General features: G+C 51.3%; 12 protein-coding genes. 4 read left to right on the forward strand and 8 right to left on the reverse strand.

Annotated elements, in window-relative coordinates:
• Nucleotides 1-28 precede the first annotated feature (28 nt).
• On the forward strand, nt 29-448 hold the full coding sequence (locus tag IM638_13995; GenBank protein MCA6364144.1) for a hypothetical protein: 420 nt from the start codon (nt 29-31) through the stop codon (nt 446-448).
• Complete coding sequence (locus IM638_14000; protein MCA6364145.1) at nt 418-1821, forward strand: N-acetylmuramoyl-L-alanine amidase; 1404 nt, start codon at nt 418-420, stop codon at nt 1819-1821. The genes IM638_13995 and IM638_14000 overlap by 31 nt, the downstream gene beginning before the upstream one ends.
• A 2-nt stretch (nt 1822-1823) precedes the next feature.
• On the opposite strand, the gene IM638_14005 is transcribed toward IM638_14000, so the two are convergent.
• From IM638_14005 to IM638_14040, 8 genes are all read right to left on the reverse strand, one after another.
• Complete coding sequence (locus IM638_14005; protein MCA6364146.1) at nt 1824-2285, reverse strand: hypothetical protein; 462 nt, start codon at nt 2283-2285, stop codon at nt 1824-1826.
• A gap of 70 nt (nt 2286-2355) precedes the next feature.
• The gene (locus tag IM638_14010; GenBank protein MCA6364147.1) at nt 2356-2589 is read right to left on the reverse strand and encodes a hypothetical protein; all 234 of its coding nucleotides are present in this window, start codon (nt 2587-2589) and stop codon (nt 2356-2358) included.
• Nucleotides 2590-2618: 29 nt separating this feature from the next.
• Nucleotides 2619-4208, reverse strand: coding sequence for a DUF5106 domain-containing protein (locus IM638_14015; protein MCA6364148.1), 1590 nt, complete (start codon nt 4206-4208; stop codon nt 2619-2621).
• A gap of 87 nt (nt 4209-4295) precedes the next feature.
• Nucleotides 4296-5498: a hypothetical protein gene (locus tag IM638_14020; protein MCA6364149.1), complete on the reverse strand. Its 1203-nt coding sequence runs from the start codon at nt 5496-5498 to the stop codon at nt 4296-4298.
• Nucleotides 5498-6139: an ATP-binding cassette domain-containing protein gene (locus IM638_14025; protein ID MCA6364150.1), complete on the reverse strand. Its 642-nt coding sequence runs from the start codon at nt 6137-6139 to the stop codon at nt 5498-5500. Before IM638_14025 ends, IM638_14020 begins: the two co-directional genes overlap by 1 nt.
• An 8-nt stretch (nt 6140-6147) precedes the next feature.
• Nucleotides 6148-7794 (reverse strand): DUF4836 family protein, encoded by a 1647-nt coding sequence (locus IM638_14030; GenBank protein MCA6364151.1) that lies wholly within the window; start codon nt 7792-7794, stop codon nt 6148-6150.
• A 29-nt stretch (nt 7795-7823) separates the two neighbouring features.
• Nucleotides 7824-9224 (reverse strand): DEAD/DEAH box helicase, encoded by a 1401-nt coding sequence (locus IM638_14035; GenBank protein ID MCA6364152.1) that lies wholly within the window; start codon nt 9222-9224, stop codon nt 7824-7826.
• Nucleotides 9225-9546: 322 nt separating this feature from the next.
• Nucleotides 9547-10791 carry an aminotransferase class I/II-fold pyridoxal phosphate-dependent enzyme gene (locus IM638_14040; GenBank protein MCA6364153.1) on the reverse strand — a complete coding sequence of 415 codons (1245 nt, stop codon included), beginning with the start codon at nt 10789-10791 and terminating at the stop codon, nt 9547-9549.
• 207 nt (nt 10792-10998) lie between these two features.
• Between IM638_14040 and IM638_14045 the strand changes: the two genes are divergently transcribed.
• Together IM638_14045 and IM638_14050 are read left to right on the forward strand one after the other, a co-directional pair.
• Nucleotides 10999-11562 (forward strand): Crp/Fnr family transcriptional regulator, encoded by a 564-nt coding sequence (locus IM638_14045; protein ID MCA6364154.1) that lies wholly within the window; start codon nt 10999-11001, stop codon nt 11560-11562.
• A 101-nt stretch (nt 11563-11663) separates the two neighbouring features.
• The gene (locus IM638_14050; GenBank protein MCA6364155.1) at nt 11664-12242 is read left to right on the forward strand and encodes a hypothetical protein; all 579 of its coding nucleotides are present in this window, start codon (nt 11664-11666) and stop codon (nt 12240-12242) included.
• Nucleotides 12243-12253 lie beyond the last annotated feature (11 nt).

Consider the following 12253-nt stretch of genomic DNA (forward strand, 5'->3'; position numbering starts at 1 on the left):
TGCAACTGTCAATGCTTATCTTTATGGCGTGAGAGTGTTACTAACCCTTCTTCTGTTTTGCGCTGCTTTCCCGCTTCACGCGCAGCTGCGCACCGTACACAAAACAGAGGTTGTTCATCACGCTAACGGAAAAGTCAGCACACGCACAACAACGTACACTACCACACGCCGCCGGCCCGATCCGGGCAGCCCGTACAAAAAAGAAAAAATTGTGCGCACGGCATTCGACTCAGCCGGACGCAAAACGGAAACCTACAAATTAGTGCGGCAGTTTACCCGCGAAGGCCGCCCCTGCCGCGATTTACGCATGAAACAAACGCTTTACAGCCAGGGCAGGCGCATCCGTTTTGAGAAAAGCCGCTGCGACGGCCGCCGGACTGTGGTGCGCGAATATGCCAATGGCCGTAGGATTTCAAAATGTATAAACCGCCGGCCAAAACGCACATAAACGGCACGATTATTTCTCACTCCGATACACTTATGCTTACACGTTTTTGCATTACGTTTCTGCTGCTTGCCTGCACCACACTGCATGCACAAATACCCGTTTTCGGGGCCGACAGCCTGATGAAGCATTACACGCAACGCACAAAACTGCTGCTCGACCGCAGCGGGGCATTGGGCGCGCATTACCACATTGATTTATTCGGTGTAAATATTTACGCCGATGCAGCCGCCAAAGCCGCCGGAAAGGCCGAATACCGCGTAAGCTGGAACGAACTGCCCATTTACAAAGCCATTCTCGCTCACGCCCCGCGCGAAGAAGCACGGCGCATCATGCTCGAAAAAGGCAATGGCCCGTTTCCGCCCGAAATCACCAAAACCTACTACCAGCTGGGTACGCACAAGCATGGCGATTTTGCCCCCACGGCTACATTGCCGCTCAACGGACTGCGCATCGCACTCGACCCCGGTCATTTTGCACACGACTCGGCCAGCAGCCGGGTAGAGGATAAGTACCTCGATTTTTACGTGGCCGGCACCGGCGCCGACAGTGTGCGCATCAACTTCTTCGAATCAAAGCTTACCTGGCAAACCGCCACGCTGCTGGCCCTGCAACTGCGCAGCGCCGGTGCCGAAGTGATGTTCACACGCGAATACGGCGTTACGGCTTTCGGTAAAACGTATGAGCAGTGGAAGAAAGACGATTATCCGCGCACACTCGACTCGCTGCTTAAAGTAAGGCCCGGCGATGCCAACCTGAAAAAGCTGAAACAGCCGCGCCTCACGGGCGACGACCGCCTCATTTTCCGCTACGTTTTCCGCGATGCTGAACTGCGCAAACGTGCCGAACGCATCAACGCATTCCGCCCCGACCTTACGGTAATTATCCACTACAACGTGGACGAAACCAACACCGACTGGAAGCAAACCACCGTGCGCAATTACAACATGGCGTTTGCACCCGGCAGCTTCCACAGCGGCGAACTTTCAGACAGCGAAAAACGTTTCGATTTTCTCCGCCTCCTGCTTACGGAGGAACTGGTGAACAGCATTACGTTTTCAGGCGCTGTAACACGTCGTTTTGAGTCGGAGCTGAATGTGCCGCTGGCTACACCCAAAGATGCCACGTATTTACAAACCAGCTGCATCACCACCGGGCAGCCGGGTGTGTATTGCCGCAACCTTTCGCTTTGCCGTTTGGTGCAGGGCACATTGGTGTATGGCGAAACATTGTATCAGGACAATGCGCAGGAATGCACACTGCTCATGCAGGCCGCGCAAAGCAGCAATCCCGGCCCCGATGCGCGCACGTTTCAGGTGGCAATGGCGTATTACAACGGAATTTTGGATTGGGCGAAGGCGCAGCCGGGGGAGTAATTTCAATACACATCGTAAATCCAGAAAATACCAATGTGTGCTTCATCCGCCGCAAATGTGCCATGCTGATTCGTGAAATCAGCAAACACTTTTCTCTTTTGTTTCAGTCCGGTTTGAATGGTAAAATAAACAGGATTTACAAAGAGAGAAAAGAACTGTTGTGCAAGAAATTTACGCTGATAATTTTCAAATGGATAATCAAGCCAGGTATAATTCTGTTTGATGGACAATCCGTAATCAATCGCCGTCATTGCTTCATCTCGAGTGTGCGAATAAAATTTTTCCTTGTCAGGATGGCGGTCAATTCCACATTCTGCAGAGAGATGAGCAAACAGTTCATCAAACGTATGCAACTGCGCAGGTCGTTCAATAACTTCCAGTATTATTTCGCCCGAACGCCAGTTATGCCAGTTTATTTCTTGACGCATTAAATGAAGGGTTTGCTGTATGTGTTGCGTAATCATACGTTTCAAATAAAACTAAATGATTGCCAAAGCAAAGCGGCTCAACTTTACAGAAGAGCCGCTTCGATTTTTATCCTTTAAAGAAATCGCTGTTGCGTTTATTCATTTTCTTGCGTGCCCGCTTGCCCTGTTTCTTAGCGGCCTTCTCGGCACGTTTCTGCGCTTTCTGATGATCTTTCAGTATGGTTTCGCTGGTGTGCGTTTTGGCATTCTTGTATTCATTCGTAGGCCCGTCGCGGCGTGAGCGGCAGGAGGTAAAAATGGCCAGCGAAACGGCTGCGGTAAGAATGAGAATGCGGTTCATAGTATATGCTAAACGCTGGGCGGTAAAAATTATTTCGGCGAGGCCTTTTTACGATCGTCGTTGATGCGGCGGTTTAGGAAGGTTTCCACACCTTTTGCATCCAGACGTTTGGCAAAAATTTTCTTGTTCTTGTCGAGAATGTAGAGCGTAGGCGTGCTATATACATCGTAAAAATATTTATAGTTGGCTACTTTCTGCGCATCGGTTGACATTACGTTTACCCAGGTAAGTTTATTATCGGCTATAAACTTTTTCCAAGAAAGCGAATCGTATTCTGCATTAATTGCATACACTTCAACCGATACACCCGCTGCCCGCAACGAATCGTAATAGGTTTTGATAATGGGAATATCATGTTTGCAGTGGCCGCAGGTGGGTTCCCAGAAAATTACAATCGTATAATCGGCATTTACATACTGCAGCTGGCGGATCACACCATTGGCATCAGGCAGTTGAATATTTACTGCGCTGGCACCAATTAAGGTGTATTTCAGTTTTTCTGCACGGTCAATAATTTTCTTGAGTTGTGTTTCATTCAGCCACCACACTTTACCTTTCATGTGATAGGTTTGCACCATATTCACAAAAATGGCATCGTAGCCCATTACCTTTGATACCTCGTAGGTATAAGTTACATAATGCACTGCATATTTAAACAAATCACTGTCGTGGGTTTGTGCAATAATCCAGTGTGCCGCTTTGATTATTGAATCCGGGTCCGGCGCGGTAATTTTCTCTAAATAGAATTTGATTTTGTTGTGATACACCGGTGTGCGCAGCATGCGTCCGTCGCTGAAATCAAAACCATCCCAGTAGTGCAGTTTATAGTTGCGGTTGTTGTATGCCGAGTCGATGTTGCCGTTTGCCAGTCGGGGACATTTATCGTAGGGCAGCAGGTCGGGTTCGTCCATGGCGCGCAGCACTTTGGAGAAGAAGCTGTCGGGGTATTTTTTCTGGTAAAACTCGCGCTTGTAGGCTTTCACTTCACTGTCGAGTGTGGTAATTTTTTCGCGCGCTTTCTTTTCCTCGGCCGTGTCTTTGGCTTCGGTGGCTTTTTTCATTTCAGCCTGCAGCTTTTCCATCTCTTTTGATTTTTTGGAGAGATAGAGGTTGTGTTCCTGGAAGATTTCATTCTCGCGCGAGCCGGTAATTTTCATTTTGCCTACCAGATCAGCGGTGTCGGTTTCCATGGCAAAGTTCATTTGCCCGTCGAGGAGAATAACTTCAAAGTATTTGGGGCCCGAAGCGGTGGGAAATTGAATAATATAAATGCCGGCATCATGCTTTTCGGTGCTTTTGAAGAGCATATTCCCGTTCGCATCTACTCTGGCGCTGTCCTGAATGTATTGTTTATCGCCAAAGTAGTTTGCCAGCACGGCACTGCCTTCTGAGGCGCCTTTTACGCGCACTTTGAGGTTGAGCTGTTTGGCGGGCGGTACGGTGGGTTTAGCCGGCGCGGGTTTAGCGGCAGGTTTTGCCGCTGCCGATTGTGTGGCTGCCGGTTTTGCTGCCGCAGCTTGCGGTTTTTGTGCAGGTTTCTGAGCCGGTTTTTGAGCGGGAGTCTGCGCCATTGCCAGCGCAGAAATTCCAAGCCATGCAAGTGTAAGAAGCTGTTTCATACGTGTGGTTTGCCGGGTAAAGATAGCAAATTGGGAAGGGACAAATTCTCCGGCATACCAGCAAAAACTGAGCCAGAAAATGCCTTGTCAGCTGCGGGCCAGTTTTACCAATCCGCGCCAGATAGCCAGCAAATTGGCACCTGTAAACAGTGCCGCACAGGCAAAACCGGCCAGCACAACACTAAGGCTGATGCCGCTGTCGAGCTGCAAATCGGGACTTTGCGAGGCGAGATAACTGGCCAGCACAGGTTTACCCAGCAGCAGGCATACCAGCGCCAGCGCCAGCACACCGGCATACAGCAAGGCATAAAAGCGGATGTAGCGTTTGCAAAGCTGCCCCGGCGTATAGCCAATGCGGATAAGCGTTTGCAGTTCCCACGCCGATTTGCTGAGCAGCAGCTGCGCATACAGCAAAAAACTGAGCAGGGCAAGCAGCACAATAAGTATGCCCACGCCCGACACAATGGTCATAAGCACATTGAGTGCGGCCTGCAGCCGTCCGCTGCGCATGTTTTCCACATTGGTTTCGTAGCCGTTATCGGCAAAGTAGGCGGCCAGTTTGCCCATGCCGCGGCCTTCGCAGGCCACAATTACGCGGCTGGGCACCTCGCTGCCGGGCGCAATGCCGGCGTACTGCTGGTTGGCATAATCAATAAAGCTTTGCGGAGCCAGAATGCTGTTTATCCTGTCGCTGAAACCGGCCAGCCTGCCTTTGAAGGTGGCCGAGCCTTTGGCGCCGCTCACTTTCACTTCAAAGCTCATCAGCCCCACCACTTCTTCGGTAAGCTGCGGCAGGCCCTGCGTGGGGGCAAAGCCGAAGTTGTACAGCCGCATGTAATCGCGCGGGATGATGATGGGCACTTCACTGTCGCCTTCGCGCCAGCGCCAGCTTGCTGTTTTCACATCCATAAAGCCGTCGGGCACCGCTTCAAAGAAAAGCTGGGTGTACATGCCCGGCAAACCTTCACCGGCCTGCGTGCTTACGCTTACTTTGAAGCGGCTGGTAGTAAGCGGTGCGGCGTTTTGCACGCCTTCAATGCCTTTGAGTGCTTCAATATCGGCCTGTTCAAAGCCTTTTTTGCCGCCGAAAAGCGTATTGAGCAGGTTTACTTTTTTGTTGATGACCAGGTATTGCGTGCCGTTGAGGTTTTGCTCACTGCCGAATACTTTGGCCACATCGGTGTAAAGTTGCAGGGCAGCGAGCAACAAAAACATGCCGATAAATGCGCCGGTAACGGCCACAATCAGCGTGCCGGTCTGGCGGTGCTGGAAAAGGAGGCGGCGCAGCATCAGATAATGAGTTGACGGGTGAACGAGAAAGGAGCCGAGCCGCCGAGGCTGGTAAGCATAAGTCCGGCGTGGTGGCGGGTGCAGTGTTCGGTAATCAGTTTGGCCGCAATACCGGCGTTTGCATCGTCGAGGTGACTGAAAGGCTCGTCGAGCAGCAAAAGTTCAAACGGCTGTGCCAGTGCGCGTATAATGGCCACGCGCTGCTGCTGCCCCAGCGATAGCGTGCCGCAGCTTTGGTTGAGGCGGTGATCCACGCCAAGCATTTCGGCCATTTGTTTAATCTCCTGTTCGGTGAGTGCGGAGGTGAGGTTGTTTTTCAGCTGAATGTTTTCAAGCGCCGTAAGCTGCCCGAACAGGCGCATGTCCTGAAACACAGCCGAAAGCTTGCGGCGGCGCAGTGCAGCCCAGTCGTTGAGCGAAATGCGGCGGATGTCGGTGCCGTCAATACTAACCGTGCCGTTGTAATCGTTGCGCAGGCCGTAGAGCAATGACACCAGCGTGGTTTTGCCTGTGCCCGAAGGAGCCTGCACCAGCAAATACTCGCCGCTGCTTACCGTGCATTCCGATTTCCACACACTGCCCTGCACCAGCGGCGAATCGGCCAGCGGATGGGGCAGCACCTGACTGAGCGTAATTTGCATGGCGCTGCTTAAAATGTGTTCATGGTTTCGGCAGTGTGCGCCAGCAGGCGGTACAGCGAGTTTGAACCATCGGTAGCCGGCACAAGATGAACCTGTAGCAGGTTGCTGTTGCCTTTTCCGCTCAGACTTACATATTGCAGCGGTTTGCCAAAGCGCACCATGTTCATGTAGTCGCGGTTGCCCATTTCCTTTTTCAGCATGTCGGTAAAAGTAGCCGGCATTTTTTCGGGAATGAGTTCAAAACGGCCTGCAAGTGCGCCTTTGATATCTGTATCGGCAGGTGCTTTGCCCTGTAAACGGCCGGTGCGGATGAGTTCGTTTGCGGCGGCGTAGCTGTTGGTTACAATCATGTGTTTGCCTTTCATCGCCACATACACATTGGCCCCAAAACCTGACGACGCACTGTAAAGTCCGCTGCTTACAGGTTGCATGTGAATCTTTTCGCGCAGCATTTTACCCGGAAACGCGGTATCGGTAATTCCCACATTGAGCACAAACACGGGTACTTCAATGGCGGCCGGAGAAGTATATTCATCGCTCTCAAACCCGTCGAAACGGCTGTTGAACTGCTCATACATTTTGCGCATGGCTTCCATCTTTTCCTTCAGCACCGGATCTTCATCCACAATATTGCGGTAATCGGTCAGCGCAAGTGATATATCGCCGTTAAAGCTGCGCAGCATATCTTCCATGGGCATCCCCATTTCATCTTCAATTTCTTCAATCCCGCGTTTGGTATTGGCATCAGCCCTGAGCTGTCCGAGCATCGCTTTAAGGTCGAGTGCAAGGCTGATGAAACCAATCGGATTTTTATCGGCCAGTGCATCCAGGTGCCCGGCCTCGGGTCCCGAAGTGCGCAATACTTCCTGTGTTCCATCGGCATGGTGAACCGTAGAGAGAAAATCCACGCTTTCGTCTTCAAAGTTCACCAGCAAATCAGTCCATCCTGTTGACGAACCAAACATGTTGTAAATGCCCATCCAGTCGCGGGCATCAGCCGTGCGCTGTACCACATTGTTATCCACCATCAGCCCGATATCAAAATCCTGCGCGGCAAAGGCCTTGTAGTTTGGATTGTCGAGAATGGAATATTCCTGGGGCTGACGCATCAAACGTTCGGCCTGTTTCTGGTTGCTTTCGTCAATAAGCGGATTGCCCAGAAACAGCACACCGGCTTCATCGTTCCAGCATAAACCTACATAACGTTCAATGGCAATGTACCAAAGGCCATCCACTTTATTCGGACGGGTGTAGCCGCCAATTTTGGCGATGTTGGAGGCAAACTGTCCGCCATCGTTTATTTTAAACACGAGCCCGGTTGTGGTTACACCGTCCTGCTGATTGACAAATCCGGCAATGTTCTGGGTAATATCAGCGCCAAGGTTCATCGGGTCGTCGAGCACCTGTTTCATTTCGGGGCTCATGGTGCCTTTTCCCATTGCTTTCTGGAACACGGGCAGGAGCATGAGTTTTTTCGGATCGGCTTTTGTAAACAGGCTGCGCACATTAATTACGGCCACGGTAGTGGCTTCTTTGGGGATAAGGCGCAGATGTGCATCGGTTTTGCCAAATTTCATCCACACAAATAACGCCGCAGCGCCCAGCGCCATTACGCTGCCGCCGGCAATGAGACCAATTTTAAGTCCTTTGTTCATGGTATAGAAAAATAGGGGATTGGGAAGAATCAGCTAACGGGGGCGGGAGCCACGGGGGCGGGTTTGTTTTCGCCTCCCGGTTTGCGGCGGCGTTTTTTACGTTTTTTCTTTTCGGTGTTTTCCGAAGCGGCTTCGGCAGCGGGTTGTGCCTGTCCGGGTTGCGCAGGTTTGGCGTTGTTGTTTCGGGTTTTATTGCGGTTGCGGTTTCCGCCCGGTTTTCCGCTGCGTCCGCCTCTGTCGCCACGTCCGCCACGGTCGCCGCGCGGGGCCGATTTTCCGGGTGTGTAGGGCGGGCCTTCGCCAAGTGCTTCGGGCAATATGCCTTTTTCTACTTCGTAGCCAATGAGCTGTTCAATGGCGCCAAAGCGGCGCATGTCTTCGGGATTAATAAACGTAACCGCCTGTCCGGTTGATTCGGCGCGGGCTGTACGGCCAACGCGGTGTACATAGTCGGCACCGTCGCCGGGCACGTCGTAGTTCACCACCATGCTTATGTTTTCAATGTCTATACCGCGCGAAAGCACGTCGGTAGCTACAATGATGCGGATTTCGCGGTTGCGGAAAAGGCGCAGGGTTTCCTCGCGCTCGTTTTGCTCAAGGTCGCTGTGAATGGCGGCTACTGAAAGGCCGAGCTTTTTCAGCTCGCGCTCCATGTTTTTCACATTCTGCTTGGTGGACGAAAACACGATCACACTAAGCAGCTCCTGCGCTTGCAGGATGTGTTCGAGCAGCGGCAGTTTTTGTGTGTTGTAGGTGCAGTAAGCCGTTTGCTTAATACCCTCGGCCGGTTTTGAAATGGCTATGTTTACCTGCTCAGGAGTTTGCAGAATCTGCGCGGCCATCTGGCGGATACGCGGCGGCATGGTGGCCGAAAACATGAGCGTTTGCCGCTCTTTGGGCAGGTGCGATACGATACGCATAATGTCGTCGTAAAAGCCCATGTCGAGCATGCGGTCGGCCTCGTCGAGAATGAGGGTTTTGATGCTGCTGAAGTCCACATAGCCCAGATTGAGGTGCGCCAGCAGGCGGCCGGGTGTGGCCACAATAATGTCGGTGCCGGTTTGCAGGGCTTTTTTCTCGCGGTCGAAGCTTTCGCCGGTGCCGCCGCCATACACGGCAATGCTGCTCACATTGGCAAAGTAGGCAAAGCCGGTAAGTGCATTGTCAATTTGCAAAGCCAGTTCGCGCGTGGGCGACACGATGAGGGTGTGTATTTTGCTGTGCTGCGGCTGTTCGAGAATGCGGTGCAGGGTGGGCAGCAGATAGGCGGCCGTTTTGCCGGTGCCGGTTTGCGCACAGGCTATCAGGTCGCGCCCGCTGAGGGTGATCGGAATGGTGAGTTCCTGAATCGGCGTGGCCTGTTCATAGCCCATTGCCTCTATGCCGTCGAGCACCGCGTCGTTCAGATCGAATTCGTAAAAAGTGGCCATTGATTAGGTTACAGAAATAAATGCAGGTGTACTGCGTAAAACTCCGGTGAAGATACGCATTTCGCGGCTATGGCGACTTGTAAAAATTGTGAAGGGAAGGTAATGTATGGGTAATGGACTTGCGGATGTGTGAACCTGTATTTCTTCGTGTGCTACACTTAAACAAGTCTGGAGACTTGTTTAAGTGTAGCGGAAAGTTTATTCGGCTTTGCCGAAGAAAACTTTCCGCAGCCTTTGGGCCTTTGGCCTGCGGGCTGCGGGCTTGGCAGAAAAAAACAGGCTGCCTTTGCGGGCAGCCTGTGTGTGCATGTGTGTGAAAAAATTAAAAAGCGGCAATTTTCTCGCTCTGGTACTGGCCCGACACAAGTTTGTTGCGGATGGCAGAAAACGCATCAACGGTGTATTTCACATCGTCGAGCGTATGTACGGCGGTGGGAATGAGGCGCAGAATGATCTGGCCTTTCGGAATAACCGGATAAACCACCATGGAGCAGAAGATGTTGTAGTTTTCGCGCAGATCGAGGATGAGGTTGGTGGCCTCAGGAATAGAACCGTTGAGGTACACCGGCGTAACGGGCGATGAAGTGGTGCCGATGTTGAAACCGGCTTCTTTCAGCCCGCTTTGCAGGGCGTTGGTTATTGTCCAGAGCTGTTCGCGCAGTTCGGGGTGTTTGTTCATCAGCTCCAGACGCTTGAGCAGGCCAACCACCAGCGGCAGCGGCAGCGATTTGGCGAAAATCTGCGAACGCATGTTGTAGCGCAGGTATTCTACCACGTCTTCGGTTGATGAAATGTAGCCGCCGATGAGGGCAAACGACTTGGCAAAGGTGCCGAAGTAAATGTCTATTCCGTCCTGACAGCCCTGTGCTTCGCCGGTGCCGCCGCCTGTGGGGCCCATGGTACCGCAGCCGTGCGCATCGTCAACAAACAGACGGAAATTGAATTTATTTTTCAGTGCTACAATCTCTTTCAGCTTGCCCTGGTTGCCGCTCATGCCAAACACGCCTTCGGTAAGCACGAGGATGGAACCGTTGGTGCCTTCTACCAGTTTGGTAGCGCGCTCAAGCTGCTTCTCGAGGTTGGCTATGTCGTTGTGCGGATACACAAAACGCTTGCCCATGTGCAGGCGCACACCGTCGATAATGCAGGCGTGCGACTCAGCATCATACACAATCACATCGTGGCGGTCAACCAAACAGTCGATGGCCGAAACCATGGCCTGATAGCCGAAATTGCAGAGGATGGTATCTTCTTTTTTCACCAGTTCGCTCAGGCCGGCTTCCAGCTGTTCGTGGAAGTTTGAGTTGCCCGACATCATGCGGGCGCCCATGGGCTGGGCAAAACCATACTGGGCAGCGGCGTCGGCATCGGCCTTACGCACTTCCGGGTGGTTGGCCAGACCGAGGTAGTTGTTCAGGCTCCAGACCAAACGCTCTTTGCCGCGGAAAATCATACGGTTGCTGATATCGCCTTCCAGCTTGGGGAAAGTGAAATAGCCATGCGACTCTTTGGCATGTTTGCCGAGCGGGCCGCGGTTCTCTCTGATCTTGTCGAACAGGTCTCTCATATCGGGTATGAACTGGTGTTTAAGGCTAAATGGATAGACAAAGGTAAGGGTTTTGGTTAATTCTGCGGGAATGTTGTTTTTGTTTAAACGAACACGTAAATGTTAGCCCGAACTGTGAAATTTATTGCCATTGAAGATTAATACTCCGGTTGCACCGTAACACATAACTTAGAAAACGGCCCAAATACATTTACCTAACGCCAGCAAATGGAGCAGATCAGAACTTACTTTTCCAGATTTATTGAACTGAATGAAGAGGAGTGGCAGGCTTTTTCGGCAGTAATTGTAAAAGAAACCTGCCGCAAAAAACAGTTTTTGCTTGAGGAAGGGCAGCACTGCGATTTTATTGCATTCATCGGCGAGGGCATGTTTCGTTTTTACTACATGCAGGAGGGCGAGGAAAAAGTAACCGCATTCTTTTTTCCGGGCGATTTTGTATCAAACTACCGGAGCTTTCTCACGCATCAACCATCCGATCATTATATCGAGTCGATGAGTGATTCGGTAGTGTATAAAATTCACAGGAGCGATCTGCATGCGCTTTATGCACGTTACAAAAGCATCGAACGCCTGGGCCGGCTCATTGCCGAAAACCTGTATCTGCTGGTTGCCAAAAGACTCGATTCCTTTTTGTACAGCACACCCGAAGACCGCTACAAGGAACTCCTCACCCGCAATTCGCGCCTGTTGCAGGATGTGCCGCAGTATATGCTGGCTTCCTACCTCGGCGTAAAACCCGAAACACTGAGCCGCATCAGGGCACGACAGTAAGCCGGTTTACGTTTTAATTTATTTATTGATCAGAGTCAATGAGTTTTGGCTGACTGCCTGCTCAATTTTGGGCCATTATTCACAATCAAAAAAATGGTTCAATGAAAAAGGCAGGAATACTTGTTACAATGTTGCTCAGCGCATTTACCACAGTTTTTGCGCAGCCTGAAAATGTAGCGGTAAAGAAATGGGGAGCCGAAGTGAATTTACTCTGGCCCATCTTTCCGGGCAATATTTATAAAGGGCAGTTTACTTATGAAACCTGGCGACGAAATGAACTGGCGGGCGATGTGTATGCGGGTTTTCACATCAGGCCGTTTGAATTCAGGGAAGATGAAGGCGATTTTGCCAATTATGCACTTACATTCGGTTACCGGCAGTTTTTCTGGAAAGGCCTGCATGCCGAAGTGTATCAGGCATTCGGGCCGGGCTGTAACCGGAACAATGTAATTGATGGGAAAAATTATACCAGCTGGGATTATGAATTAGGTTTATTGGCCGGTTATCGTTGGGAATTTATTAAAAAAGAAAAACGTGATAAACTCAGAATCAGCCCGTACATCAGCTCACAGCATGGCTTTTACTACCTGGCGGCACAAACTAACCCGCATCCGATTCGGAATTTTGATGGTGAAGCTCCGTTTTATGTAGGGACGCTAAATTTTGGTGTTAAGTTTTAACTGCTATTTTT

It is taken from the genome of Bacteroidota bacterium (genome assembly GCA_020402865.1).
Lineage (GTDB): Bacteria > Bacteroidota > Bacteroidia > Palsa-965 > Palsa-965.